This is a genomic window from Streptomyces sp. NPDC058371, assembly GCF_042723265.1.
Classification (GTDB): domain Bacteria; phylum Actinomycetota; class Actinomycetes; order Streptomycetales; family Streptomycetaceae; genus Streptomyces.
The window spans coordinates 93,041-119,436 of sequence record NZ_JBHXJC010000001.1 but is presented as its reverse complement, the minus strand read 5'-3'; the positions used below and the strand labels follow the sequence as shown (position 1 = coordinate 119,436).

The window sequence follows — 26,396 nt, the reverse complement described above, 5'->3', positions numbered from 1 at the left end:
TCGTACGGCCGCTCCCTCAGCTCCTGCCGGTGGCGCCGGACGACACACGCGCCTCGTCGGTGCCGACGGAGCCGTCGTCGCCGTCGTCCTGGGGCTCGGCCAGCAGGTGGCGCAGCCGTTCGCCCTCGACGTCCACGTTGGGCAGCACTCGTGCCAGCCGTGCGGGCAGCGCCCAGGCACGGCGGCCGAGCAGGGTCATGACCGCGGGCACGAGCGTCATCCGGACGACGAACGCGTCGAAGAGGACGGCGGAGGCGAGGCCCAGGCCGATCGACTTGATCAGTGCCACGTCGTCCAGCAGGAACCCGGCGAACACGGAGATCATGATGATCGCGGCGGCCGTGACCACGCGGGCCCCGTGCCGGAAGCCCGCGATCACCGCCTCCGTGGGTTCGGCCCCGTGGACGTACTCCTCGCGCATCCGGGTCACCAGGAACACCTCGTAGTCCATGGCGAGCCCGAACACCACGCCGATCATGAAGATCGGCAGCACGCTCACGATCGGCGAGGTCTGGTCGACGCCGAACACGTCCGCCAGCCAGCCCCACTGGAACACCGCGACCACGACACCGAGCGTGGCGAGCACGCTGAGCAGGAAGCCGAGGGCGGCCTTGAGCGGGACCAGGATCGAGCGGAACACCAGGAGCAGCAGGACCAGGGCCAGGCCGACGACCACGCCCAGGTAGGGGATCAGGGCGCCGCTGAGCTTGCCGGACACGTCGATGTTCAGCGCGGTCGTGCCGGTGACCATCAGTTCGGCGCCGGTGTCGTTCTTCAGGGCGGGCCCCCGGTCGCGGATCTCGGAGACCAGGTCGACGGTGGCCTCGCTGCTGGGCGAGCTCTTCGGTACGACGGAGATCAGGGCCACGTCGCCGTTCTGGTTGAACACCGCGGGGCGTACGGCGGCGACGTCGGACATCTTGCCGAGCCGGGCGACCGCGTCCTGCGCCGCCGTCTTGGCGTCGCTGCTGCCCTGGCCGTCGATGACCACGGTCAGCGGGCCGTTGTAGCCGTCGCCGAAGCCCTTGGTGATCGTGTCGTAGGCGATGCGCTCGCTGGTGCCCGGCGAGGACATGCTGTCGTCGGGCAGGGACAGGCGCATCGACAGTGCGGGGATGGCCAGGACGCCGAGTCCGACGACGGAGACGAGCAGCATCTTCACCGGGTTGCGGGTCACGAACCGCGCCCAGCGCACGCCTGTCGTCTCACCCTTGCCGCCCTCTTGCAGGGCGCGCATCCGGCGGCTGGTGAACCGGCTGCCCATGATCCGCATCCCGGCGAAGCCCAGCATCGCGGGCAGCAGGGTCAGCGCGATCAGTACGGCGACGACGACCGCGAAGGCGGCGCCCAGGCCCATGGTGGTCAGCATGCTGATGCCGATGATGCTCAGGCCGGCCAGGGCGATGACGACGGTGAGACCGGCGAACACCACCGCGGAACCGGCGGTGCCCAGCGCGCGGCCCACGGCCTCCTCCGGTTCGTGGCCGTCCCGGATCTCGCTGCGGTACCGGGAGACGATGAACAGGGCGTAGTCGATGGCCACCGCCAGGCCCAGCATGAGCGCCAGCGTCGAGGCGGTCGAGCTGAGGTCGAAGAACGCGCTCGCGACCGTGATGGCGCAGACCGCCGCCCCGACCCCGAAGACTGCCGTGAGCAGCGGCAGCCCGGCCGCGAGCATCGACCCGAAGGTGATGACCAGCGCCACGGCCGCGATCAGCAGACCGATCAGCTCGCTCGCGCCTCCGCCGCCCTTCTCCTGTACGGCGTTGCCGCCCAGGCTGACCGCCAGGCCCGCCTTCTCGCCCTGATCGACCACGGAGTGCAGCGCGTCGCGGGCTGCGTCGGTGATGTCGGGCTGGCCGACCTTGTAGGTGACCTGGGCGTAGGTGATGGTGCGGGACTTGCTGATCAGGCCGCTCTGGTAGGGGTCGGAGACGTTCGCGACCTGGGGTGCCTTATGGAGGTCGGCGATCAGCGACTGGACCTGGGTCTTGTCGGCGCCGGAGGTGAGCGTGCGGCCGTCCGGTGCCTCGAACACCACGCGCGCGGTGGCGCCGGAGGCCGATGCCTGTGGGAACTCCTTCTCCAGCAGGTCGATCGCCTTCTGCGACTGCGTGCCGGGGAGGCTGAAGCTGTCGGACGTGCTCGTCGTGACACTCATGGCACCGATGCCGACGGTCGCCAGGACAGCGATCCACAGCATCGGAACGAGCCGTCGCCGCCTGAACGAGAACCGGCCCAGCCGGTAGAGGAAGGTGGCCATGGAGTACTCCCACCAGGTTCGATAGAAAGAGGAGGGCCTGCGCGACCCACGCCTTCACGCTAAGAGCGCGTTTCCTCGCATCCGCAGCACCGGGGAAGTGAAAACGGCCGGGGTGACTAGTACCGGGGTACTAGGCCCTCTCCACCCTCCAGTGGAGGTGGGCCCGCGGCTGTTGTGAGCGGCGTTCGCCGACAACTGGTGGGCACCCGCCTCACATTGACGTGCACGCGTCGTCTCCCTAGCTTCATGGGGCACTGTCATCACGTCAGTTTCCGCTCTGGGAGGAGCCGGGCGTGCGCCGATGTCTCTGGGGAGCAGTCGCGGTACTGGTCGGATTCGTGTGCGGCATACCGGTGGCGTACGCCGACACCGTGGCCGCCTCGCACGGAACGGAGCCGCGTTCCTTGGCTCGGCTCTTCGACAACACCGCGGTCAGCGACGACACACGGCCGGGCGAGGCGGACTTCGACGGTTCCGGCAGCTCCCTGTCGGCGCAGGATCTGACGGCCGCCGGCTGGACCCCCGGACGTGCGCTGACCGTCCAGGGAGCGCGGTTGAGCCGGCCTCGCGCGGAGGCCGGGGAACCCGACAACGTGCGCGCCGACGGTCAGTCCGTGCGGGTACGAGGCCGCGGCGACGCGCTCGCGTTCCTCGTCGCGGGCACGGGCGGCACCGACCTGAGCGGCACCGGCACCGGCACGGTGCGATACACGAACGGCAGCGGCTCCTCGTACCGGCTGAGCGCCCCGGACTGGCGCGGCGGCCCGCTCGCCACCAAGGCCGTGGCGCTGCCGCACATCAACACCCCCGGCGGCCCGCTCGCCCAGAAGGCGAAGCTGTACGTGGTGACGGTGCCGATCGCGGCCGGCCGTGAGGTCGCTTCGGTCCGGCTGCCCAGGAACCGGGATCTGCATGTGTTCGCCCTGGCCGTGCGCCCGTCGACGCGGGGCTGGACGGGGACTTGGGCAGTGTCGGCCTCCGGATACACCGCCGTCGGGCCCTGGACCGACCGGACGCTGCGGCTCGTCGTGCACACGTCGGCGGGCGGTCCCCGGGTGCGGATCCGGCTCGACAACACGTTCGCGTCCGCCCCCGTGCGGATCGGCGGGGCCAGCGTGGCCGTGCAGGCGACGGGCGCGCAGGCGGCCGCACCGCCGGTTCCGCTGTCCTTCCGCGGCGCGGCCGGGACCGAGATCCCGGCGGGGGCCCAGGCGTTCAGCGATCCGGTGGGTTTCGACGTGCCGGCGGACGCCAACCTGCTCGTCAGCTTCCATCTGCCGGGGACGGTGACGGCGGCACCCGTGCACCAACTGGCGGTCCAGCGCTCGTACGTCAGCGAGCCCGGCGACCACGCGGATGACGCCGCCCCCGACGCGTACACCTCCACGATCACCAACTGGCCCCTGCTGACCGGGGTGGACGTGGCCGGCGGCCCCGGCTCCGTGGTGGTGCTCGGCGACTCCATCACCGACGGCGAGAAGTCGACGCAGGGTGCCAACCACCGCTGGCCCGATGTGCTCGCCACCCGGCTGCGGAACCAACATGTGGTCCCGCACTATGGCGTTCTCAACCAGGGCATCTCGGCGAACCGTGTGGTCACCGACCGCTATCCCGGCGACGGGATCTCCACCGACACCGGCGGGGTGAGCGCGCTGCACCGCCTGGACCGCGATGTCCTCGCGCAGACGTCGGCCCGAACGGCCCTCGTCTTCGAGGGCGTGAACGATGTGCGCTGGGGCGCCTCCGCGGACCAGGTCGTCGCCGGGCTGCGCGAGATCGCGGACCGGGCCCACGCCCGCGGGATCCGGGTTCTCGCCGCGACGATCGCGCCCTGCGAGGGCGAAACCCTGTGCACCGCGGCGGCCGACACGCAGCGCACCGCCGTGAACGCGTGGATCCGGGACAACGTCCGGGACAGCAAGTACCTCGACGGGGTGCTCGACTTCGACGCCGTACTACGGGATCCCGCGCATCCGGCGCGGCTGCTCCCCGCGTACGACAGCGGGGACCATCTGCATCCCGGGGACGCGGGGCTGGCGGCGCTCGCGGACTCCGTGGACCTCGGCTCCCTCGTGCCCCGGACCTGACGCGCTTCCCCGGGCGCCCCCGAGGCGCCTGGCTCCGGCCGGCCCCCGCTCCCGTCACCTACACGTCGAGGTCCACCACCACCGGCGCGTGGTCCGACGCGCCCTTGCCCTTGCGCTCCTCGCGGTCCACGTACGCATCGCTGACCGCCTTGGCGAACGGCTCGTTGCCGTAGACGAGGTCGATGCGCATGCCGCGGTTCTTGGGGAAGCAGAGCTGGCGGTAGTCCCAGTACGTGAACGGGTGGTCGTACTTGAGGGGGCGCGGCACGATGTCCGACAGGCCCGCCTCGCGCAGGGAGGCCAGGGCGGCGCGCTCGGCGGGCGTGACGTGCGTGATGCCCTCGAAGGCGGCCACGTCGTAGACGTCGTCGTCCGTCGGCGCCACGTTGTAGTCCCCCAGCACCGCGAACGGGCGGCTGCCGGCCGCGTCGCCGGCGACGGCCGCCTTCAGGGCCTCGAACCACTGGAGCTTGTACGCGTAGTGGGGGTGGCCCACCTCCCGGCCGTTCGGCACATAGACCGACCAGACGCGGACCGGGCCGCAGGTGGCGGCGATGGACCGCGGCTCCTCGACGCCCTCGTAACCGGGGTCGCCGGGCAGTCCCCTGACCACGTCCTCCAGGCCTGCGCGGGAGATCACCGCCACTCCGTTCCACCTGCCGGTGGCGTGGACCGCGGACTCGTAGCCCAGCTCGCGCAGCTGGTCGGCGGGGAAGCCCTCGGCCGTGGTCTTGGTCTCCTGGATGCACAGCACGTCCGTGCCGCTGCTCTCCAGCCAGGCCAGCAGCCTCGGGAGTCGGGCAGTGATCGAGTTCACGTTCCAGGTGGCGATGCGCATGCCTCACAACCTACCCGGCAGGTATGACAACGGGTCCTGCGGTGCCCGGAGGCCCCGGCTCAGACCTCGGCGGACGCACCCGGCGTGAGTCGCAGGTGCTCGGCGCCGCCCAGCGCGCCGATCTGGTTGTCGTAGATCGGCCGGGCCAGGTCCGTGAGCAGGGCGTCGTGAATGTCGTACGCACGCTGGGGCTTGACCTCGCGGACGTACTCGATGACCTCGGCGATCTTGTTCCACGGAGCCATCACCGGGAGCATCAGCGTCTCGACCGGCTGGTCGGGGACGGTGAGCGCGTCGCCCGGGTGGAAGACGCGGCCGCCGTCGACGAGGTAGCCGACGTTGGTGATACGCGGGATGTCCGGGTGGATCACCGCGTGGAGTTCGCCGTGCACCTGGACGTCGAAGCCAGCGGCGGTGAAGGTGTCGCCGTGTCCGACGGTGTGCACCCGGCCGGGGAAAGCGGTGGAGATCTTCTCCGCGACGGACTTCAGGGTCCAGATCTCCGCGGCCGGATTCGCCTCGAGGCCTGCCCGCAGCCGTTCCTCGTTGAAGTGGTCGAGGTGCTCGTGCGTGACCAGGATCGCCTCCGCGCCGACGGCGGCGTCCTCCTCGCTGAAGGTTCCCGGGTCGATGACGAGCGTGCGGCCGTCCTTCTCCAGGCGGATGCAGGCATGCGACTTCTTCGTGAGCTTCATGCATCCATCCTGCCCCGCCGGGCCCCGCGGCGGCCTGTTCAGAGTGGTGCTTCCACTGCCCGGCTACGACCCGTCCGGTCGGTCACTCGTGCGGAGTGGTCTCCTCCCGGATGACCGCCTGCGCCACCTTGAAGGCGCTGTTCGCGGCCGGGACACCGCAGTAGACGGCCGCCTGGAGCAGCACTTCCTTGATCTCGTCGGGGGTGAGGCCGTTGCGCAGGGCGGCCCGGGTGTGGAAGGCGAGTTCGTCGAGGTGACCGCCCGCCACGAGCGCGGTCAGCGTGACGCAGCTGCGCGAGCGCCGGTCGAGGCCCGGCCGGTCCCAGATCTCGCCCCACGCGTACCGGGTGATGAACTCCTGGAAGTCCCCGGAGAAGGCGTCCGCCGAGGTCAGCGCCCGGTCGACGTGCGCGTCCCCGAGCACCTCGCGGCGCACCTTGAGCCCGGCGTCGTACGGGTCGGGGCGTCCCAGTGCCTCCGGCTGGGCCACGGCAGCGGCGATCTCGGCGACGGGCACGACCGGCGGGGGCGGATTCAGCACCGGCTTCACCGGGGCGGCCGGAATCGCCATCTGGCCGGTCGTCGAGTCGAAGCCCTGCTGCCAGGCGGTGGAGAAGTGCCGTACCAGCAGGTCCGTGACCGCGGCCGGCTGCTCGACCGGGACCAGATGGGAGGCGCCGGGTACGACCGCGAGCCGGGCGTCCGGTATGCCGGCGACCAGCGTGCGCGCCTCGGCGGGGCCGGTCACCTGGTCGTCCGAACCGACCAGGACGAGGGTCGGCACTCCGATCCGGGCGATTTCGGTCCGCACGTCGAACCCGGCGAGGGCCTCGCAGGCCGCGATGTAGCAGCCGGGGTCGGTGGTGCGCACCATCTGCACGGCCCACTCGGTGATCGCCGGCTGGGCCGCGGCGAACCCGCCGGTGAACCATCGCTCCGGAGACGTACGGGCGATCGGATCGAGCCCGTTCGAGCGGACGATCACGCCGCGCTGCCGGAACTCGTCGGCCGTGCCGAAGCGGGGCGAGGCGGCGATCAGCCCGAGCGAGGCGAGCCGCTCCGGGTGGCGCAGCGCGAGCTCGACGCCCACCGCACCGCCGAGCGCGCATCCGGCATAACCGAACCGCTGTACGCCGAGCGCGTCGAGGGTGGCGAGCAGCCGCCCGGCCAGCTCGGTGACGGAGCCGGCCGGGTGCGCGGGGGCACCCCCGTGTCCCGGCAGGTCGTACCGGAAGACCCGCCAGTGGTTCACCAGCTCCGGAACCTGCCGGTCCCACATGTGCCATGTTGTACCCAGTGAGGGACCCAAGATCAGGACCGGGGCGTCTTCTGGCCCGTCAAAGCGGTATTGCAGGGTTTCGGCGCTCTTCTCACTCACCCACTCACGCTCCCACATCACACATTCTCGGCAGGAACGGGGGTGGAGACGCTCGCCAGACCTCCCCATGTATCCGCCACCGACCGAAGATCCTCCACCTCCGGCATCGTGACCTCCCGGTCAGCTGCTTGCGCTTCCCGGTGACGGGATCGTTCCCTGCGTCGACCACAAACCGGTACCGGAACCGACCCTTCGCAGGCGCGGGGGCCGACGGCGATCGCGACAATCGCCTCGCGGAGGTCGTAAGTGATGGTGGCGGCGGCCAGGATCCCTATGCGCCGGGTGACCGCGGCCCGGCGGCTGGGGGGCAGCGCGAGGGGCACGGCTGTCGGCGCGGTCATCAGCGGCCGCCCTGCCACGGGCCGGACCCTCAGCCGGCGGGGCCCCGGTGAGCCGGTCGACGCGGTCGGCGTCCCGCTGGCGGGCCGCCTGACGGAGACGCCGAGGTGTTCGCCGATCAACGTCCGGGAGTGTCAGGCAGCACGCACCCGGCGTACGAGCTGGTCGACGGCCGCGTCCGCTTGGCCGGACAGGCCTTCGGTGACGGCGATGACCGCATCCAGCAGGCGCGAGTTCGTCGTCGCCGGCGCGGGCGCAGCCCCGCTTCCATCCACTGACCGCCGCAGCCACGCCGGGTTGAACTGGCTGGTTGCACAGCCAGTGGATCACCTCGGCGGACTCTCCGGTAACGTCAGAATATGAGTCATCCACATCCCGAACTGAAAGCCGCCCCTCCCCTGCCTGAAGGAGGGCTGAGGGTCGTCGCCCTGGGCGGTCTGGGTGAGATCGGCCGCAACATGACCGTCTTCGAGCATGCCGGCAAGCTGCTCATCGTCGACTGCGGCGTGCTGTTCCCCGAAGAGACCCAGCCCGGCGTGGACGTGATCCTGCCGGACTTCACCTCGATCCGTGATCGCCTGGACGACATCGTGGCCGTGGTGCTCACCCATGGCCACGAGGACCACATCGGTGGCGTGCCGTATCTGCTGCGAGAGCGCTCCGACATCCCTGTCGTGGGCTCGAAGCTGACACTGGCGTTCCTGGAGGCCAAGCTCAAGGAGCACGGAATCCGGCCGCGCGCGGTGCAGGTACGTGAGGGCGACCGGCGCCGCTTCGGCCCCTTCGACTGCGAATTCGTGGCGGTCAACCACTCCATCCCGGACGGTCTCGCGGTCGCGATCCGCACCGGGGCCGGGCTGGTGCTGCACACCGGTGACTTCAAGATGGACCAGTTCCCGCTGGACGACCGCATCACCGACTTGCGCGCCTTCGCCCGCCTCGGCGAGGAAGGCGTTGATCTCTTCCTCACCGACTCCACCAACGCCGAGGTCCCTGGGTTCACCACCTCCGAGCGCGACCTGAACCCGGCGATCGAGCAGGTGATGCGTACCGCCCCGCGCCGGGTGATCGTCTCCAGTTTCGCCAGCCATGTGCACCGCATCCAGCAGGTCTTGGACGCCGCGCACCAGCACGGCCGCAAGGTCGCCTTCGTGGGCCGCTCCATGGTCCGCAACATGGGCATCGCCCGCGACCTGGGGTACCTGAAGGTTCCCAGCGGCCTGGTCGTGAGTACCAAGGAAATGGAGAAGCTGGCGGACCACAAGATCACCTTGGTGTGCACCGGATCCCAGGGCGAGCCGATGGCGGCTCTGTCCCGGATGGCCAACCGCGACCATGTGATCCGCATCGGCAAGGGCGACACCGTCCTGCTCGCCAGCTCCCTGATCCCCGGCAACGAGAACGCCATCTACCGGGTGATCAACGGGCTGACCCGGTGGGGCGCCCATGTCGTCCACAAGGGCAACGCCAAGGTGCACGTCTCCGGGCACGCCAGCGCCGGTGAACTCGTGTACTGCTACAACATCGTCAAGCCCCGCAATGTCATGCCCGTGCACGGCGAATGGCGCCACCTGCAGGCCAACGCCGACCTGGCCGTCCGTACGGGGGTCGATCCCGAGCGGGTGGTCATCGCCGAGGACGGCGTCGTCGTCGACCTCGTGAACGGGCGTGCGTCGATCACCGGCAAGGTGCCCGCGGGCAACGTCTACGTGGACGGCATGGCGGTCGGCGGCGCCACCGAGGCGTCCCTGAAGGACCGCGTCACCCTCGCGGAGGAAGGCGTGGTCACGGTGGTGGCGATCGTCGATGCCGACACGGGCGCCCTGGCCGAGACTCCCGACTTCCTGGCCCGCGGGTTCGTCCACGACGACACCACGTTCGAACCGGTCATCCCTGTCATCGAGAAGACTCTGGCGACCGCAGCCCAGGAAGGCGTCGGCGACGCCCACCAGCTGGAACAGCTCATCGCCCGTGCCGTGGCGAACTGGGCGTTCCGTACTCACCGCCGCAGGCCCCTCATCATCCCCGTCATCATCGACGCCTGACCGCCGGCTCCCTTTCGGGTCTCCGTCCGCCGGAGGCCCGGCCGCTCGTCCTGCTGCACGCGCTCGGGAGGGATTCGACGGACTGGGACACCGTGACGCACGGCTTCGCTCGGAACTGGCGGGTCCATGCTCTCGACCTCAGGGGACACGGCCGGAGCGACTGGCCGGGGTCGTACACGCTGGAACTCATGCGGGACGACGTCCTCGGCTCTCTGGACGTGCTCGGACTGGCGACGGTGGATGTGATCGGCCACTCCATGGGCGGGATGGTCGCCTACTTGCTCGCCCAGGAGCATCCACAGCGCGTGGACCGTCTCGTACTGGAGGACGTTCCGCTGCCGCAGCCTCGTAAGCGCACCTTTCTGACCCGACCGGAAGGGGAACTGACTTTCGACTGGGACATGGTCACGGCTGTCAGAGCGCAGATCGACACTCCTGAGCCGGCGTGGCTCGAGCGGCTCGAAGAGGTCACCGCCGAGACCCTCGTCATGGGCGGCGGGCCGCAGAGCCACGTGGCCCAGGAGGGGGTGGCCGAGTTGGCCTCCCGTATTCCTCGTGGTCGACTCGCCGTCGTGCCCGTGGGGCACCTGATCCACGAGGCGGCCCCGCAGGCCTTCATGGACCTCGCTCTGCCGTTCCTGCGGGCGGACCCCTCCCACCCGACATTGCATACGTGACGAGCAGGACGCGACCGGCTTCCGTCAGTCTCCACCTGCCAGATTCCATCCGGCACCCAGTGCGGTTCCACGTTCCCGCATGGCCTGTTGCTCCGCTTCTCACTGACGGGCCACGGGCGCTCGCGGTGTTCCCGGCGTTGCCCGGCCCCAGCGGGCGGCCCGGAGCCTTCGCCGGCGTCGTCCAGGAAACACAGCGGCGTGCAAGAGCCGGACGGGGCGAGACTCGCGTCAGAGGTCGCCCGGGGTGCCGAGGCCGGTCAGGGCGCCGACGGGGTCGAGGTCGGGGGTGCCTCGGGGCCACCAGTCGTCCTGTCCGGGTTCGGACTCGTAGGCGTACCAGAGCCCGTCGTGGCCCAGGCGGAGCTGGACGTGGCCGCGGGGATGGGTGAGTTGATTGCGCCAGGGCCGGAAGGCAGGGAGGTCGGCGGCGAGGAGGAGCGGACGGGCGCGGTCGAAACGGCCCGCCGGCGGATTCCAGGGCTCTTCGAGCACGGCGAGCCCCTCGATACCGCCCTGCCGCCAGGCCGCCACCGCGCGCGCCAGCTCGGCCGGACTGCGCCCGGTGGCCGTGGCGAGCGAGGAGTACAGGGCCCGGGTCCCCGCGGTCAGGCCGGAGCCGGGGCGGGCGGCCGCGAGCCGCACCGCGTCCTGCCACAGCGTCAGCTCCGCCACCGGGTCCCGCGCTGCGGTCAGCAGCGCGTGCGCGCGGGCGGCCGCGTCGGTGGCCAACTGGTCCAGCGCGAACGGGTCCGGTCCTCCCGGTGCCGCCGGATACGTCGGCGGCTGCTCAGGGTGCGGCGGCGGGGGCAGGGGCGCCGGCAGGGGCGGGAAGGTGCGGACAGCGAGGGCGTCCGTGGCGCGTACGCCGGGCAGCTGCGCCGGTTCCCGCTCCTGGGCGGAGCGTGCCGCGCGGGCGGCGTTGCGCCGGGACAGGGCGTCGAGCAGCTCGCGCTCGCCGCGGCCGCGCAACAGGAGCAGGACGAAGGGGTCTTCGTCCAGCAGACGTGCCGTCTGGTAGCAGAGGGCCGCCGCGTGTTTGCAGGGGTGGCCGGAATCGGGGCAGCTGCAGTGCGGTTCCAGATCGCGGGGGCCGGGCAGCAGGGCGGCCCCGCAGTCGGCGAGGGACTGCGGCATCTCCTTGTCGAGCAGCGCCGCGATGTGCCCGGGGCGCTCGGCGGCGGCGTCCAGGAATCGGTCCCAGTCACTGTCGGAGAGCGTCCGCAGCCGGACCTGCACGCGATACGGACGTGGCCTGCTGCCGTGCACATACGCGAGCACGAGCCCCGGCGTCACGGTGATGGCGTCCACGTGCCCCCGCCCGGCGTACCCCCGACCCCGAGCGAGCCGTGCCTGGTCCAGCGCCCCCTCCTCCAACGCCGTCACCCACGCGTTGCCCCACCACGTCTCCGCGAACGCCTCCGCCCCACCGGCCGGCCGCGCCGGAAACGGGGGGAAGGTCCTCCGCAGCTCCCCGTCCCGCCCCGGCGAAGCCATGGACCGCGGCTCACGCCCACCCGCGAACTCCCCCGCGCCGCTTCGGCCGTACGGCGCCGTCGACGCGGCCGAGAGCGCCCCGCCCGCCGGGTCACCATCGCGATGTGCGGGGCGGTCGGGGTGCGGGGGCACGCGTTGCTCGGACGCCGGCTCCCGGTCGATGGCGACGCCTGCCTGGTCGCCGACGACGTCTGCCTGGCTGGTCGTTGAAGTTCCGCTCCCCGTACGGCCGTTGGCACTCGCGGCGTCCCCGCTGAGGTCCTCGCTGTCGGCCCTCGCGAGGGGAACCGCACCGGCCCTCGGCTCGGCCGGATCCCCACTCGGTGTCAGCCCTGGAGGCAGGCCACCGGCTCGGCGCGCGGAGGGGGGCTCAGCTGGGGGCCGCTCGGCCGGAGTCCTAGGGGCAGGTTCCCCCAGCGAGGCGTCCGTGGGCAGTTGGAAAGCGCCGGCGAGGAGGTCCCGTACGTCCTGGGCCCGGCTTCCCGCGGTGCGCGGGTGCCGGGGCTCCTGCCGGCCTCCCTTACCGGCCGCCGCCTCCGAAGCAGTTCGGCGCCGGGCCTCAACTCCCTTGGATCCGGGCCCCGTCCGCTGCTTCGCCTGTCCCTCGCGGGCAGCGCGCAACGCCTCGCGCGCGATGTCAGCGGGCCGCGCGGTTCCCGGGGTTCCCGGGGTTCCCGGGGTTCCCGGGGTTCCCGGGGTTCCCGGGGTTCCCTCATCGCCACGTCCGCCCGAGGCCGCGGGCTCCTCCGATGCAGCAGCACTCCCCACCTGCGCGTCAGAGATGCCGTCGGACACGGGCCCGGGAACAGGCAAGGAAGCGGAGTCCGCACCGGAGTCCTTCGGGACACTGACGTCCTTGGCAGCACCGGAGTCCTGCGCGACACCAGGGTCCTTCGCAGAACCGGAGTCCTCCGGAGCACCAGAGCCCTGCGCAGAACCGGCGTCCTTGGTTGCACCAGAGTCCTGCGCGGCACCGGCGCCCTGGGCTGCACCAGAGTCCTGCGCGGCACCGGCGTCCTGGGCTGCACCAGAGTCCTGCGCGGCACCGGAGTCCTTGGCGGTCCCCGCCTCGGCGGCGCGCCGCAACGCTTCGCGTGCCACGTCTCCCGGGCGGGGGCCGGCCGCGGAAGCCGTCGTGCGCGACGCGCCCCGGGCTCCTCGCACGGCACCGCCCGCCCCCGCCGAATCCCCGTGCTCGTCGGCCGCCCGGCCCTCCCGCTCCCGCGCCGCACGCAACGCCCGCCGCGCCTCGTCACCAGGCCGCGCCTCGTCAGCGGCCCTCACCTCACCGACAGACCGCGCCTCGCCGGCAAGCCGGGCCGCACCTGTGGACCCCACCTCATCGCCACCCGACACCCCACCGACAGACCGCACGTCGTCAGCAAGCCGGGCCGCACCAGCGGACCCCACCTCATCGCCAGCCCGCCCCTCACCAACAGACCCCACCTCATCGCCACCCGACGCCTCACCAACAGACCGCACGTCGTCAGCAAGCCGGGCCTCGTCGGCGGACCGCACTGTGCGGGCAGGGCGTGCCTCGTGGGCGGCCCTCGCCTCACCGCTCGCTCGTGCCTCCTCCACCTCGGCCCCGCCCGGGCCCGTCTCCTGCGAATCCGCCCGGCCCGAACCCGCCCCGTCCGCGACGGCGTTCACGTGGGCCTCCGGAGGGAGACCAGGTCGGACAGGTCGCGGTCGGTCAGCTCTGTCAGGGAGGCCTCGCCGGAGCCGAGGATGGCGTCGGCCAGCGCCCGCTTCGCCTCCAGCATCTCCGCGATGCGGTCCTCGACCGTGCCCTCGGTGATCAGGCGGTGGACCTGGACGGGCTGGGTCTGGCCGATGCGGTAGGCGCGGTCGGTGGCCTGCTCCTCGACGGCCGGGTTCCACCAGCGGTCGAAGTGGACGACGTGACCGGCCCGGGTGAGGTTCAGGCCCGTGCCGGCCGCCTTCAGGGAGAGGACGAGGACCGGAGTGGCCCCGCTCTGGAAACGGTCCACCATGCGCTCGCGCTCCACCACCGGCGTGCCCCCGTGGAGCAGTTCGACCGGGACGGCACGCGAGGCGAGGTGGGAGGTGATGAGGCGGGCCATCCCCACGTACTGCGTGAAGACCAGTGCCGAGCCGTCCTCGGCGAGCAGCGTGTCCAACAGCTCGTCCAGCAGGGCCAGTTTGCCGGAGCGGGTGGCCGGTCCGTGGGCGGCGGTCCTCGCGTCCTCCTTCAGATACAGGGCCGGGTGGTCGCAGATCTGCTTGAGCGAGGTGAGGAGCTTGAGGACCAGGCCCCGGCGGCCGATGCCCTCGGCCGTCTCGATGGCCAGCATCGACTCCCGCACCACCGCTTCGTAGAGGGAGGCCTGCTCGCGGGTGAGCGGGACCGGGTGGTCCGTCTCCGTCTTGGGCGGCAGCTCGGGCACGATGCCCGGGTCGGACTTCTTGCGGCGCAGCAGGAACGGCCGGACCAGCCGGGCGAGCCGCTCGACCGCCTCTTCGTCCTCGCCGTTCTCCACCGCGCGCGCGTGCCGGGCGCGGAAGGACTTGAGGGGGCCCAGGAGCCCGGGGGTCGTCCAGTCGAGGAGCGCCCACAGCTCCGAGAGGTTGTTCTCCACGGGCGTGCCCGTGAGGGCGACGCGTGCGGGGGTGGGGATCGTCCGCAGGGCCTTCGCGGTCGCCGAGTACGGGTTCTTGACGTGCTGGGCCTCGTCCGCGACGACCATGCCCCACTGCTGCTGGGCCAGTCGCGCGGCCGCCGAGCGCATCGTGCCGTAGGTCGTCAGGACGAACCCCGTGTCCAGGTCCTTCAGGGTGCGGTCGGGGCCGTGGTAGCGGCGGACGGGGACGCCGGGGGCGAAGCGGGCGATCTCGCGCTGCCAGTTGCCCAGCAGCGACGCGGGGCAGACGACGAGCGTCGGCTCGCTGCGGGCCCGCCGCAGATGCAGGGCGATCAGGGTGACCGTCTTGCCGAGTCCCATGTCGTCGGCGAGGCAGCCGCCGAGCCCGAGGGACGTCATGAGGTCCAGCCAGGCCAGGCCCCGGAGTTGGTAGTCCCGGAGGGTGGCCGCGAGGCCGGGCGGCGGCTCCGCGGGCGTCGGGCCCGCCGTCAGCCGGTCGCGCAGGGCGGCGAGCGCGCCGACCGGCACCGCCTCGACCGTCTCTCCGTCGACCTCCGCGCTGCCGCTGAGCGCGACGGAGAGCGCGTCCACCGGGTCGAGCAGGCCCAGTTCGCGCTTGCGCGCCTTGCGGACGAGAGCCGGGTCGACGAGCACCCACTGGTCGCGCAACCGGACGACCGGACGGTGGGCCTCGGCGAGCACGTCCATCTCGGCGTCGGTGAGCGGATCACCGCCGAGCGCCAACTGCCAGCGGAACTGCAGCAGTTCCTCGCCCTCGAAGAAGCCCGAGCCGTCGGTCGCCGAGCCGGGTGCCGGGCGCACCACGGCCGCCGCGCTCAGGTCCTGGGCGAGGTCCCTGGGCCAGTGCACGGCGACGCCGGCCGCGCCGAGCCGGTTCGCCGCCACGCCCAGCAGATCGGACAGTTCCTGCTCGGAGAGGGCGAGGACGTCGGGCACGTCCTGCTCGGAGAGGCGGTCCAGGGGCGGCCAGACACGGGCCGCGCGGCGGACTGCGAGGGCGGCGTCCACCCGCGCGCGTGGACCGAAGGTCGCGTCGGCCTCACCCGCCCACAGGGCTGCCGCGTCCACGACGAGGGTGGGGTCGGCGAGGCTGTGCACCTGCACGACGGCGGCACCCGCGCGGTGCGCGTCCTCGGCGTCGTCGAACAGCTGGTACGCGGAGAGGTCGAGGCGCAGCGAGATCCGCACGCCCGCGTCCATGCCCGCGGCGACCTCGGCCGCCCAGTCGTGAGCACCCGGCAGGCGCTGCGGGCCGCGCGCCGCGAAGGGCTTCCCCGACGCGAACGGCGCGGCCGGGGTGCGCGGCAGGGTGTCCGCGACCGCGTCCAGGAAGGAGCGCATCAGCGCTTCCGGTTCGGGCAGCCGGAGCGGGCCCTTGCCGGGCAGCGGAACCGCGTGACCCTCGTAGGGAAGCGCCGCGGCCACCGCCCTGAGGTGGGCGATGTCGTCCGGGTCCAGGGGCCCCGCCCGCCAGGCGTCGAGGCCGTCGGGCGTCAGCCCCGGCAGCAGGCGCCCGCGCGCGACGAGCCGCAGCGCGTGCAGTGCGGCGGCGCCCCAGCAGACGGTGGCGGGATGCGCGCCCGGGTGGCGCCGGGCACCGGCGAGCAGCGGCAGGGCCTCGGCGACCCCCAGGGTGCGCGCGGGCACCGTCACCCGCCGGGCTCCGGCCCCATGACGTCGTACGACAGTGAGCTCCGTCGGACCGGCGGACGGTGCACCCACCAGATCGGCGATCTGCCCGACGGAGAGCCCGGCCGCCGGGCCGGCTCCGGGCGACGGCACACCACCTGCCGGGTCGGACGCCTTCCCGATGGACAGCGCACCCAGCGGATCGGCTCCGCCTTCGGGCGCTGTGGTGGCAGGCTCAGCCCCCCGTCCGGCGGACAGGGCGGCCTCCGGATCCCAGAAGGCCACGCGGCCGTCGCGTGGCAGCGGCGCGGGGAGGAAGACGGCGGCGAGCCGCAGCGGCACGGCCGCGTCGGCAGTCTCGGCCCTCGGCCACATCGTCCCGGTCGTCCCGCCGCTCATACGTCTGGTCACCTCCCGCCCCGCAGTCGAATCAGATGTCTTCGACTCTACGGGCGGCCTCTGACAATCGGCCGCGGCAACGGGGCCGGTGCCTCGGCGGAGCCGTCAGGGCGTCGTGCGGGAGACGACGTACACCATGGGGTGCCCGGGGCTCGACCAGTTCACGACGACGTCCTGGGTGGGTGCCGGGTTCTTCTGCCGGTGGACGAGGCCCGACCACGGGCCACCGTCGGAGAACTCCCATCCGACGACCCCCTGGTCGCGGGCGCCGATGGTGATGTCGTCCTCCTTCAGGGCGTCGCGGCTGGTCCCGATGCTCTTGAGGAACGTGTCGAGGCCGTCGTCGCTGGTGAGGAACTGGACGTACAGGCGGCTGGTCTTCCAGTTGTTCGTCTCGTAGTAGGCGACGTCCGTGGAGTAGCCGGGCACGGGCACCTGGTAGAGGCGGCGCTGGACGCGGGAGGGCCAGCCCTTGGTGAGGCCGGTCGCCGAGTACTTCTCCTCCTTGTCCTTGCCGCTGTTGCGGCTCTGGTCGGCGGAGATCACCAGATAGCCGGCCGGAACGCCGATGAGCAGCACGATGATCAGCAGCGTGAGCGCACGCCGGCGGATCATGTGGCGCCGGTCCTCCTCGGTGGGGCGCGGCGGCTCGTCCGGCGGAGACGCCTGGCGCGGCAGGGAGGCGGTCACAGCGACTCCCGGGCCGTACGACGGGACTCCGCGAACCGTTCGTACCGCTCGTAGCGCTCCACGCGGCGCCGGTTCGCGCGGCGGAAGCGGCGGGCGACGAGCCGGGCGAGATCGGCCGCGCCGACCATGCCGGCCTCGGGGCCGAGCTGGGCGCGGGCGATACGGGCCTCGGGGCGGTAGCCGCGGCCGGTCAGATGCCTGCGGAACGCGTCGCGCGCGGGGCCGATCAGCAGGTCGTCCGCCGCCGAGACACCGCCGCCGATGACGAAGCAGGAGGGGTCGAGGGCGGCCGCCAGGTTCGCGATGCCGACGCCGAGCCACTGGCCGATGTCCTGGAGGAGTTCGACACACATGGCGTCACCCTCGCGGGCCAGCTCGGTGATGAGCGGCCCGGTGATGTCGGGGATGTTGCCCTTGACGCGCTCGATGATCCCGTACGCGACCGGGGAGTCCGCGGCGGCCATTTCGCGGGCCTCGCGGACCAGGGCGTTGCCGGAGCTGTACTGCTCCCAGCAGCCGCGGTTGCCGCAGGGGCAGCGGTGGCCGCCGGGCACGACCTGCATATGGCCGAACTCGCCCGCGACCCCGAACTTGCCGCGCTTGACCTGGCCGTCCTCCAGGATCGCGCCGCCGATGCCGGTGCCGAGCGTGATCATGACGAGGTGGTCCTCGCCACGGCCGGCCCCGAAGCGCCACTCGGCCCAGGCCGCGGCGTTGGCGTCGTTGTCGACGAGGACCGGGACGGCGAGCCGTCCGGCGAGCCGGTCGCGCAGCGGCTCGTTGCGCCAGGACAGATGCGGGGCGAACAGGATGCGGTTGCGCTCGGCGTCGACCCAGCCGGCCGCGCCGATGCCCACCGCGTGCACGTCGTGACGGTCGGAGAGGTCCAGGACCAGTTCGACGATCGTGTCCTCGACGACCCTGGGGCTCTTGGACTTGTCCGGCGTCTCGGCGCGGACCTTCTCCAGGATGTTGCCGTCGGCGTCGACGACGCCCGCCATCACCTTCGTGCCCCCGATGTCGATGCCCACGGTGGGGACCCGGGGCGCCGTCAGATGGGATCGGCGCTCGCGCGTGCCCGCGGTCCGCAGGACGGTGGCCCGGCGGGAGCCGATGGGGGCGCCGGCTGCTCGAGCGGAGCCGAGAGCTCGGGGGAGCGCGAGGTCGCGGTAGGTGCTCATCGCGCCGATTCTGCCTTACGGTGCGGCGGGACTGCACTGCGGGAGCCTCCGGCCAGGTCTGCGGCACTGTTGCGCACGGGGTGCGTGCGCGCGTGTGCACGGGGTGCGTCCACGGGCCTCGCGTCGCGTGGTCGCCGCTTGGCGCGGGTGTGGCATCCGGTGAGGCTTTCGCCCCCCTCGGCCTGCCGCCGCGTCACGGACCCTGGGGCTCCGCCCCAGACCCCGGGTCGTGTCCCGGCCGCGGCCCGGTGGGGGCTTGTCGCGCAGTTCCCCGCGCCCCTCAAAGACCTCTCCGCGCCCCTCACAGCGAAGCGCGGGAACCCTCGCGTCGGCTGACTCGACGCAGGCCGGCGGGGGCCTGTCGCGCAGTCCCCCACGCCCCTCAAAGGCCTCGCCGCACACCTCAAGAAGTTGTCCCGCGCCCCTCGAAGAGAAGCGCGGGGAACCGGGGCCCTGGTGTCGAAGGATCGTCCTACGTGGTCCGCTCCAGTTCGTGTCGCAGGTCGTCCAGTTCGCTGCCGCCCGCCATCTGGCGGGTCAGCTCGTCGAGGGAGATGTCCTCGCGGCTGTTGCTGCTGAACATGGCGCCGCGCTTCAGGAGCACGAAGCGGTTGCCCACGAGGTAGGCGTGATGGGGGTTGTGGGTGATCAATACGACCCCGAGTCCCGCGTCCCGTGCGGCGGCCACATATTTGAGGACCACACCGGACTGCTTCACCCCCAGGGCGGCGGTGGGCTCGTCGAGGACGAGGACCTTGGCGCCGAAGTACACGGCGCGGGCGATCGCCACGCACTGGCGCTCACCGCCGGAGAGCGTGCCGATGGGCTGGTCGACGTCGCGCAGGTCGATGCCCATGCGCAGCAGCTCGGCGTAGGTCGTCCGGCGCATGAACTCGACGTTCATGCGCTTGAAGGGGCCCTTGCCCTTCGACGGCTCGGAGCCGAGGAAGAAGTTCCGCCAGACCGGCATCAGCGGGACCACGGCGAGGTCCTGGTAGACCGTGGCGATACCGCGGTCCAGGGCATCGCGCGGGGAGGACAGCCGGGTCTCCTCGCCGTCGATGCGCAGCGTGCCCGAGTCGTGCTGGTGCAGACCCGCGATGATCTTGATCAGGGTGGACTTGCCGGCGCCGTTGTCACCGAGCACGCAGGAGATCTCGCCCGCGTGCACCTCCAGCGAGACACCTTCGAGGGCGCGGATGTTGCCGTAGTACTTACTGACGTCGTCGAGCTCCACGAGTGCCGCACGTTCCGTGCCGGCGGCACCCTTCGTCAGCTTCGGGTTCGTCGTCATTTCGTCACCTCCGCGCGCTTGCGGACCCAGTGGTTGAGCAGGGTCGCCAGGAGCAGCATCACTCCCAGGAAGAACTTGAACCAGTCCGGGTTCCACTCGGCGAACACGATGCCCTTGCTGACCATGCCGAAGATCAGGGCGCCGACCGCCGCGCCGACCGCGGAGCCGTAGCCGCCAGTGATCAGACAGCCGCCGATGACGGCCGCGATGATGTAGATCAGCTCGTTGCCGACGCCCTCGCCGGACTGCACGACGTCGAACGAGAACAGCAGGTGCTGGCCCGAGATCCAGGCGCCGAACGCGACCCCCATGTAGAGGCCGATCTTGGTCTTGTTGACCGGGACGCCGACCGCGCGGGCCGCGTCCTCGTTGCCGCCGACGGCGTAGATCCAGTTGCCGATCCGGGTGCGCAGCAGAACCCAGGTGGCGACCACGATGAGGCCCAGCCACCACAGGATGGTGACCTTGAAGTCGACACCGCCGATGGTGAACGTCGAGGCGAAGACGTCCCTAGCGGAGGAGAAGCCCTGCATGTCGGAGATCGACTTCGTGGAGACCGTGCCGCTGATCAGCTTGGTGAAGCCGAGGTTCATACCGGTCAGCATCAGGAACGTACCGAGCGTGATGATGAAGCTCGGCGGGTCGGTGCGGGTCAGCATGACGCCGTTGAAGACGCCGACCGCCAGGGTGACGATCAGGGAGACCAGCACGCCGACCCAGACGTTCGCGGTCATCTGGTAGCTGAACATCGAGGAGATCAGCGCCGAGCTGGTGACCAGGACGCCCGCGGAGAGGTCGAACTCGCCGCCGATCATCAGCAGGGCCACCGGTACGGCCATGATGCCGATCGTCGACGAGGCGTACAGGACCGTGCTGAGGCTCGCGGCCCGCACGAAGCTGTCCGCGAAGATCGCGAAGAAGACGAAGACCGCGATCGCGCCGACCACCGAACCGAGTTCGGGGCGGCCCATGAGCTTGCGCAGCGGCGAGGACTTCAGCAGCCGCTCGTCGACCTTGGCCGGCGGCGGGGGCGCGGGGGCCGGTGCGGGTGCAGGTGCGGGTGCGGTCATCGGGTCCCCCGCTTCGTGTAGGCCTCCAGCGCGGCGGCCTGGTCCTTGGTGATGATCTGCGGTCCGGTCAGCACCGGCTTGCCGCCGCCGAGGACGTCGGCGTTGTACTTGTAGAGCCAGAGCAGGTCGATGGCCTCGTACCCTTGGAGGTACGGCTGCTGGTCGACGGCGAAGCCGAGGGTGCCGTCCTTGAGCTCGGCGGCCACCTTGGCGTTCAGGTCGAAGGTGTCGATCTCGGCCTTGCTGCCCGCGTCCTTCTTGGCCTTCACCGCGGTGTCCGCGAAGGGGGCGCCGAGCGTGACGACGGCGTCGATGGACTTGTCGGACTGGAGCTTGGCCCCGATCGACGACTGCACGTCGGGCATGCTCGTGCCCTGGACGTAGATGTTCTGCACATCGCCCTTGAAGGTCTTCTTGACGCCCGCGCAGCGCTGCTCGTGGCCGACGTTGCCCTGCTCGTGCAGGACGCACAGGGCCTTCTTCCGGCCCCGCTTGTTGAGCTCGTCGCCCACCGCCTCGCCGGCGATCGTCTCGTCCTGGCCGATGTGCGTGAGCGCGCCGAACGCCTTGGACTCCTCGGAACCGGAGTTCACGGTGATCACGGGAATGCCCGCCTTCTCGGCGCGGGCGACGGCGGCCTTCATCGCGTCGGGCTTCGCCAGCGAGACGATGATGCCGTCGACCTTCTTGTCGACCGCGGCGTCCACGAGCTGCGCCTGCTGCTGGGCCTCGGCGTTGTGCGAGTACAGGAAGTCGATGTTGTCCTTGACGGCGGCCTGCTTGGCGCCGCTCTGGACGATGTCCCAGAACGTGTCGCCATCACCCGAGTGGGTGATCATCGCGAACGTCCACTTGGGCGTGTTCACCGCGGCCTTGCCCTGGGCCGACGCCTCCTTGCGGGCGTCCTCGGCCCGCTTCCCGCCGGTGCTGCTGCATCCCGCGAGAGACACCCCCAGCGCCCCTGCGAGCGCGATGCTTACCCAGGTCCGAGTGCGTGCCACGAGGCCGTGCCCTTCTTGCTGTGCTGTCTGGTGCGCCGGGGCCCGCGGACCGGCCCGGTGGGCCGTTCCGTAGGCCCCGGGGGCCGGCGTCTCACCGGCCCCAAACGCCCAAGTATCGAACACGGGGATCATGCACTCCATCAGCGGGTCCCGCGCGCGGTGTACTTCTCGAGTTGCGGCACGTCCTTCTCGGTGACGATGGCGGGACCGGTGAGCACCGTCTGGCCGCCGCCGATCACGTTGCCGTTGGTCTTGTAGAGCCACAGCTCGTCGATGGCCTCGTAGCCCTGGAGGTAGGGCTGTTGGTCGACGGCGAAACCGACCTCCTTGGCCTTCAGGCGCTTGACCACCTCGGCGTTGAGGTCGAAGGTGGCGATCTGTGCCTTGCTGCCCGCGTCGGCCTTGGCCTTCACCGCGACGGCGGCGATCGGCGCGCCGAGCGTGACGACGGCGTCGATGTCCTTGCCGGCCTGGAGCTTCGCCTCGATGGACGACTGGGAGCCGGGGGCGTTGGTGCCGTCGACGTTGAGGTTCTCCAGGGAGCCCTTGAACGTCTTCTTCACGCCCGCGCAGCGCTGCTCCAGCGAGACGTTGCCCTGTTCGTGGATGACGCAGACGGCCTTCTTCAGTCCCCGGTTGTTGAGCTCGTCGCCCACGGCCTCACCGGCGACCGACTCGTCCTGGCCGAAGTGGACGAGTGCCCCGAACTTCTTCGAGAACTCCGCGCCGGAGTTGATCGTGACGACCGGGATGCCCGCCTTCTCGGCCTTGGCGAGGACGTCCTTCATCGCCTCGGGCTTGGCCAGCGTGACGACGATGCCGTCGACCTTCTTGTCGATCGCGGCCTGGACGAGCTGGGCCTGTCCGTTGGCTTCCTTGTCGTTGGAGTAGAGGAACTGGACGTTGTCCTTCGACGCGGCCTGCTTGGCGCCGCTCTGGACGATGTCCCAGAAGGTGTCGCCCTCGCCGGAGTGCGTCACCATCGCGATCTTGAGGCGGGGCGTACCGGCGGCCTTGCCGCCGCTTCCGCTGCCGCTCGCCTTGTCCGCGGAGTCCTTGCCGCCGGAGCTGCTGCACCCGGCGGCGAGCGCGATCACGGCTATCACCGCTGCTGCTGTGCGGGCTGTTCGCATGGTGGGACCACCCTCTCTCCCGCCGCCCCGTTGCGGCTGTGGGGAGTTCTAGCTCCGGGTCCGCACAACCGTCAATGGGTTTGTCAGAACATTCTTACGATTGAGATTGGAGGGTGCCCGAAGCGAGTCCCGTTCGAGCCCCGGGCCGCCTGCCGGACCGGGCGCGCGGCCGGGTCAGGGGCGTACGAGGAGCTGGAACTCGAAGGAGTAGCGCGAGGCGCGGTAGGTGTGGGAACCGAACTCGACGGCCCGGCCGGTGTCGTCGAACGTGGTGCGCTGCATGGTGAGCAGGGGGGCGCCGGACGGCTCGCCGAGCCGCTCGCCCTCCTCCTCGGTGGCGGCGCGGGCGCCGACGGACTGGCGGGCGCTGTGCAGGGTGATGCCGGCGGCGCGCATCAGCCGGTACAGACCGGTGGCCTCCAGCCGGGCACTGTCGAGCTCAAGCAGCCCGGGCGGCAGATGGTTGCAGAGGTACGCCATCGGCTCGCCGTGCGCCAGCCGGAGCCGTTCGACGCGGTGTACGTCGCTGTCCTCGGCGATTCCGAGCGCGGCCGCGACCTCGGCGGACGCCGGTTCGACCGCGTTGACTAGCACCCGGGTCGCCGGGCGCTGCCCCGCCGCCTCCAGGTCGTCGTAGAGGCTGCTGAGTTCCAGGGGGCGCTTGACCTGGCTGTGCACGACCTGGGTGCCGACGCCTCGGCGCCGGACGAGGAGGCCCTTGTCGACGAGGGACTGGATGGCCTGACGGACCGTGGGCCGGGACAGCCCGAGCCGGCCGGCGAGCTCGATCTCGTTGCCCAGCAGACTTCCCGGGGTGAGTGTTCCGTGCTCGATCGCGGCCTCCAGCTGCTGGGACAGCTGGAAGTACAGCGGGACCGGACTGCTGCGGTCGACGCTGAGCTGGAGCGACACGGTCGGATCCACATCTGGTTTCGGCACCCGCCGAGCGTAGCTCCGGGAGATGTTGACGGGAAGTTGTGAAGTTCGATTGTCCGGACAAACCATTGACAGGGTGCCGGGTCCGCCCTCAGTTTGTTCCCATGCGCATCGGACTTATCGGAACGGGTCGTATCGGCACATTCCACGCGACCGCTCTCAACCGCCACCGCGAGGTCGGCTCCCTCATCGTCACGGACGCGGACACCGCGCGGGCGCACGAACTGGCGGACCGCCTGGGTGCCACGGCGGCGCCGAGCGTGGACGAGATCTTCACCTGGGGCGTGGACGCCGTGGTCATCACGGCGGCGACCTCGGCCCACGCCGAACTGATCGGTCGGGCAGCGCGCGCCGGCCTCCCGGTCTTCTGCGAGAAGCCCATCGCTCTCGATCTGCCGGGCACGCTGGCCGCGCTCGCCGAGGTCGACGCCGCCGGGACGGTGCTCCAGCTCGGCTTCCAGCGTCGCTTCGACGCCGGGTACACGGCCGCCCGCGAGGCGGTGCGCTCCGGCCGGCTCGGGCGGCTGCACACGGTCCGCGCAATGACGTCGGACCAGTCGCCGCCCCCGGCCGCCTACCTTCCGCTCTCCGGCGGGCTCTACCGCGACTGCCTGGTCCATGACTTCGACATCGTGCGGTGGGTGACCGGCCGCGAGGTCACCGAGGTCTACGCGACCGGGTCCGACGCGGGGCCCGCGATGTTCCGTGAGGCGCGCGACATCGACACCGCCGCGGCCGTCCTCACCCTCGACGACGGCACGCTCGCCACGGCGACGGCGACGCGGCTGAACGGCGCCGGCTACGACGTCCGCATGGAGCTGGCCGGCGAGCTGGACCAGATCGGCGTCGGCCTCGACGACCGAACGCCGATCGCCTCCACCGAGCCGGCCGGGCCGCCGCCCGCCGACAAGCCCTGGACCGGTTTCCTCGATCGGTTCGGACCCGCCTACGAGGCCGAGCTCAGCGCGTTCGTCGAGGTCGTCCGGGGCGAGCGCGCCAACCCCTGCGACGGCCGCGAGGCCCTGCACGCCCTGCGCATCGCGGAGGCCTGCGAGCTGTCGCGCCTCGACCACCGGCCGGTCCGGCTGGCGGAGATCCCGGGCGGACGCGACTGAGCGCGGTCCCCGGAGGTACGGCTCCTCATCTGCGCCCGGCGCAAGGAGGAGCCGTACACCCTCGCGGGCTCCGTGCACCCCCGACTCGCGGGCTCCGTGCACCCCGGAGGTGGTGGCTCCGCGCACTCCGGACTTCGCGGCTCCCCGCGCCCCGGACGTGGTGGCTCCCTGCTCACCAGCGCACCGGCAGACTGCGCACCCCGCGCATGAGCATGCCGGGTAGCCGGGCGCCGGGCGGGCCGTCGAGGGCCAGGTCCGGGCAGCGCTCCAGCAGCGAGCGGAGCGCGACACGGGCTTCGAGGCGGGCCAGGGGCGCGCCCAGGCAGTAGTGGATGCCGTGCCCGAAGGCGACGTGGCCGCGGGCGTCGCGCCGGATGTCGAAGCGGTCCGGCGTGGGATAGCGGCCCCCGTCACGGTCGGCCGCGGCGAGCCCGATCATCACCGGGTCGCCCGACGCGACCGCCGTTCCCGCGATGTCCAGCGGCTCGGCGGCGAAACGGAACGTCGCGTTCTCCACCGGACCCTCGTAGCGGAGCATTTCCTCGACGGCGCCGTCGAGGAGGGTCATGTCGGCTCGCAGCGCGGTGAGTTGACCGGGGTGCGTGAGCAGGGCGTGGACGCCGCCGGATATCAGGTTGACCGTCGTCTCGTGGCCCGCGATGAGCAGCACGAACGCCATGCCGCGCAGCTCCTGGGCGGAGAGCTGGTCGCCGTCCTCGGTGGTCGCACGGATCAGATCGCCGAGCAGGTCGTCGACCGGTCCCGCGCAGCGCTTGTCCTCGATCAAGTCGGTGAGATACGCGGCGAGTTCGACGAAGGCACTGTGCTCGCTCTCGGCGCTGGAGGGCGCGACCGCCTCCGTCGACAAGGCGCGGAAAGCCGCCCGGTCGAGCGGGGGAACGCCCAGCAGCTCACAGATGACGGTGAGCGGGAGCGGATACGCGTACGACTCGACGAGGTCGGCGCGGCCGACCGGCAGCATGTCGTCGAGCAGCGCGTCGGCGATCGCCTGGACGCGCGGGCGCAGCGCCTCCACCCGGCGCGCGGTGAACTCCCCCGCTATCAGCTTGCGCAGCCGCGTGTGCTGCGGCGGGTCGGCGACCAGCAGATACTTGCCGATGAGCTGCTCGTCGAGGAACGTGACTCCGATCTTCTGGCCGTCCTTGGCCAGCCTGGGATCGGCGAGCGCTGCCCGCGCCTCCTCGTATCCGACGACGAGCCAGGTCTCGTGGTGGGCGTCCGGCGGTGGCAGCCGCACCCGGTGCACGGGACCCAACGCGCGCAGCTCCGCGTACACGGGATACGGGTCCTCGGTGAACCGCGTCCCGTACTTCCCCAGGTCGATCAACTCCGTCATGTCCCGCCCCCTGTGTCTCCCCTCCCCTTCCAACGCCGCTGCGGGCCGCCCAGTGCCCGTCGTCCTCAACGAGTCCCGCGTCGTACGTCAACAGGGCTGTCGGTACCGGGTTGTTGAGGTCGAGCTTGGCGAGGATGAGGGAGAAGGG

Annotated in this window: 18 protein-coding genes; 4 read left to right on the top strand and 14 right to left on the bottom strand. The window is 71.5% G+C overall.

Annotated features, from left to right (window positions below; genetic code table 11):
* Nucleotides 1-16 precede the first annotated feature (16 nt).
* The gene (locus ACFWM2_RS00515; RefSeq protein ID WP_383271438.1) at nt 17-2,263 is read right to left on the bottom strand and encodes an MMPL family transporter; all 2,247 of its coding nucleotides are present in this window, start codon (nt 2,261-2,263) and stop codon (nt 17-19) included.
* A 293-nt stretch (nt 2,264-2,556) separates the two neighbouring features.
* Between ACFWM2_RS00515 and ACFWM2_RS00510 the strand changes: the two genes are divergently transcribed.
* Nucleotides 2,557-4,350 (top strand): SGNH/GDSL hydrolase family protein, encoded by a 1,794-nt coding sequence (locus tag ACFWM2_RS00510; RefSeq protein WP_383271436.1) that lies wholly within the window; start codon nt 2,557-2,559, stop codon nt 4,348-4,350.
* 58 nt (nt 4,351-4,408) lie between these two features.
* Here the strand turns inward: ACFWM2_RS00510 and ACFWM2_RS00505 are convergent, their stop codons facing one another.
* From ACFWM2_RS00505 to pcaC, 3 genes are all read right to left on the bottom strand, one after another.
* Nucleotides 4,409-5,188 (bottom strand): exodeoxyribonuclease III, encoded by a 780-nt coding sequence (locus ACFWM2_RS00505; protein ID WP_383271434.1) that lies wholly within the window; start codon nt 5,186-5,188, stop codon nt 4,409-4,411.
* Nucleotides 5,189-5,247: 59 nt separating this feature from the next.
* On the bottom strand, nt 5,248-5,883 hold the full coding sequence (locus ACFWM2_RS00500) for an MBL fold metallo-hydrolase (protein WP_383271432.1): 636 nt from the start codon (nt 5,881-5,883) through the stop codon (nt 5,248-5,250).
* An 82-nt stretch (nt 5,884-5,965) separates the two neighbouring features.
* Complete coding sequence (pcaC, locus tag ACFWM2_RS00495; protein ID WP_383271430.1) at nt 5,966-7,279, bottom strand: 4-carboxymuconolactone decarboxylase; 1,314 nt, start codon at nt 7,277-7,279, stop codon at nt 5,966-5,968.
* Between the two features lie 680 nt (nt 7,280-7,959).
* Here pcaC and ACFWM2_RS00490 point away from each other — a divergent pair.
* Complete coding sequence (locus ACFWM2_RS00490; RefSeq protein ID WP_383271428.1) at nt 7,960-9,645, top strand: ribonuclease J; 1,686 nt, start codon at nt 7,960-7,962, stop codon at nt 9,643-9,645.
* Nucleotides 9,585-10,322, top strand: coding sequence for an alpha/beta fold hydrolase (locus ACFWM2_RS00485; protein ID WP_383274026.1), 738 nt, complete (start codon nt 9,585-9,587; stop codon nt 10,320-10,322). The genes ACFWM2_RS00490 and ACFWM2_RS00485 overlap by 61 nt, the downstream gene beginning before the upstream one ends.
* A 228-nt stretch (nt 10,323-10,550) precedes the next feature.
* On the opposite strand, the gene ACFWM2_RS00480 is transcribed toward ACFWM2_RS00485, so the two are convergent.
* The 9 genes from ACFWM2_RS00480 to ACFWM2_RS00440 all read right to left on the bottom strand — a co-directional run bounded on the left by ACFWM2_RS00480 (nt 10,551) and on the right by ACFWM2_RS00440 (nt 23,752).
* A complete protein-coding gene (locus ACFWM2_RS00480) occupies nt 10,551-12,980 on the bottom strand; it encodes an SWIM zinc finger family protein (RefSeq protein ID WP_383274023.1) in 2,430 nt (809 codons plus the stop codon).
* Nucleotides 12,981-13,465: 485 nt separating this feature from the next.
* Nucleotides 13,466-16,471 (bottom strand): SNF2-related protein, encoded by a 3,006-nt coding sequence (locus ACFWM2_RS00475; protein ID WP_383271426.1) that lies wholly within the window; start codon nt 16,469-16,471, stop codon nt 13,466-13,468.
* 105 nt (nt 16,472-16,576) lie between these two features.
* Nucleotides 16,577-17,161, bottom strand: a complete 585-nt coding sequence (locus ACFWM2_RS00470; protein ID WP_383271424.1) for a sugar kinase — start codon at nt 17,159-17,161, stop codon at nt 16,577-16,579.
* Nucleotides 17,158-18,342, bottom strand: a complete 1,185-nt coding sequence (locus ACFWM2_RS00465; protein WP_383271422.1) for an ROK family glucokinase — start codon at nt 18,340-18,342, stop codon at nt 17,158-17,160. Before ACFWM2_RS00465 ends, ACFWM2_RS00470 begins: the two co-directional genes overlap by 4 nt.
* A gap of 472 nt (nt 18,343-18,814) precedes the next feature.
* Nucleotides 18,815-19,636, bottom strand: a complete 822-nt coding sequence (locus ACFWM2_RS00460; protein ID WP_383271420.1) for an ATP-binding cassette domain-containing protein — start codon at nt 19,634-19,636, stop codon at nt 18,815-18,817.
* A complete protein-coding gene (locus tag ACFWM2_RS00455; RefSeq protein ID WP_383271418.1) occupies nt 19,633-20,706 on the bottom strand; it encodes an ABC transporter permease in 1,074 nt (357 codons plus the stop codon). Before ACFWM2_RS00455 ends, ACFWM2_RS00460 begins: the two co-directional genes overlap by 4 nt.
* Nucleotides 20,703-21,707, bottom strand: coding sequence for a sugar ABC transporter substrate-binding protein (locus ACFWM2_RS00450; RefSeq protein WP_383271416.1), 1,005 nt, complete (start codon nt 21,705-21,707; stop codon nt 20,703-20,705). Before ACFWM2_RS00450 ends, ACFWM2_RS00455 begins: the two co-directional genes overlap by 4 nt.
* A 140-nt stretch (nt 21,708-21,847) precedes the next feature.
* The gene (locus tag ACFWM2_RS00445) at nt 21,848-22,840 is read right to left on the bottom strand and encodes a sugar ABC transporter substrate-binding protein (RefSeq protein ID WP_383271414.1); all 993 of its coding nucleotides are present in this window, start codon (nt 22,838-22,840) and stop codon (nt 21,848-21,850) included.
* 174 nt (nt 22,841-23,014) lie between these two features.
* Nucleotides 23,015-23,752 carry a GntR family transcriptional regulator gene (locus ACFWM2_RS00440; protein ID WP_383274021.1) on the bottom strand — a complete coding sequence of 246 codons (738 nt, stop codon included), beginning with the start codon at nt 23,750-23,752 and terminating at the stop codon, nt 23,015-23,017.
* Nucleotides 23,753-23,880: 128 nt separating this feature from the next.
* Here ACFWM2_RS00440 and ACFWM2_RS00435 point away from each other — a divergent pair, with 128 nt between their 5' ends.
* Nucleotides 23,881-24,891, top strand: coding sequence for a Gfo/Idh/MocA family oxidoreductase (locus tag ACFWM2_RS00435; protein WP_383271412.1), 1,011 nt, complete (start codon nt 23,881-23,883; stop codon nt 24,889-24,891).
* Nucleotides 24,892-25,063: 172 nt separating this feature from the next.
* On the opposite strand, the gene ACFWM2_RS00430 is transcribed toward ACFWM2_RS00435, so the two are convergent.
* Entirely contained in the window at nt 25,064-26,248 is a 1,185-nt protein-coding gene (locus ACFWM2_RS00430) for a cytochrome P450 (protein ID WP_383271410.1), read from the bottom strand.
* Between the last annotated feature and the right edge of the window lie 148 nt (nt 26,249-26,396).

Coding starts and splice junctions, on each gene's coding strand:
- ACFWM2_RS00500 (WP_383271432.1), bottom strand. CDS start 5,883: ATGAAGCTCACGAAGAAGTCGCATGCCTGCATCCGCCTGGAGAAGGAC.
- ACFWM2_RS00465 (WP_383271422.1), bottom strand. CDS start 18,342: ATGAGCACCTACCGCGACCTCGCGCTCCCCCGAGCTCTCGGCTCCGCT.
- ACFWM2_RS00445 (WP_383271414.1), bottom strand. CDS start 22,840: ATGCGAACAGCCCGCACAGCAGCAGCGGTGATAGCCGTGATCGCGCTC.
- ACFWM2_RS00435 (WP_383271412.1), top strand. CDS start 23,881: ATGCGCATCGGACTTATCGGAACGGGTCGTATCGGCACATTCCACGCG.
- ACFWM2_RS00490 (WP_383271428.1), top strand. CDS start 7,960: ATGAGTCATCCACATCCCGAACTGAAAGCCGCCCCTCCCCTGCCTGAA.
- ACFWM2_RS00475 (WP_383271426.1), bottom strand. CDS start 16,471: ATGAGCGGCGGGACGACCGGGACGATGTGGCCGAGGGCCGAGACTGCC.
- pcaC (WP_383271430.1), bottom strand. CDS start 7,279: ATGTGGGAGCGTGAGTGGGTGAGTGAGAAGAGCGCCGAAACCCTGCAA.
- ACFWM2_RS00455 (WP_383271418.1), bottom strand. CDS start 20,706: ATGACCGCACCCGCACCTGCACCCGCACCGGCCCCCGCGCCCCCGCCG.
- ACFWM2_RS00430 (WP_383271410.1), bottom strand. CDS start 26,248: ATGACGGAGTTGATCGACCTGGGGAAGTACGGGACGCGGTTCACCGAG.
- ACFWM2_RS00515 (WP_383271438.1), bottom strand. CDS start 2,263: ATGGCCACCTTCCTCTACCGGCTGGGCCGGTTCTCGTTCAGGCGGCGA.
- ACFWM2_RS00460 (WP_383271420.1), bottom strand. CDS start 19,636: ATGACGACGAACCCGAAGCTGACGAAGGGTGCCGCCGGCACGGAACGT.
- ACFWM2_RS00505 (WP_383271434.1), bottom strand. CDS start 5,188: ATGCGCATCGCCACCTGGAACGTGAACTCGATCACTGCCCGACTCCCG.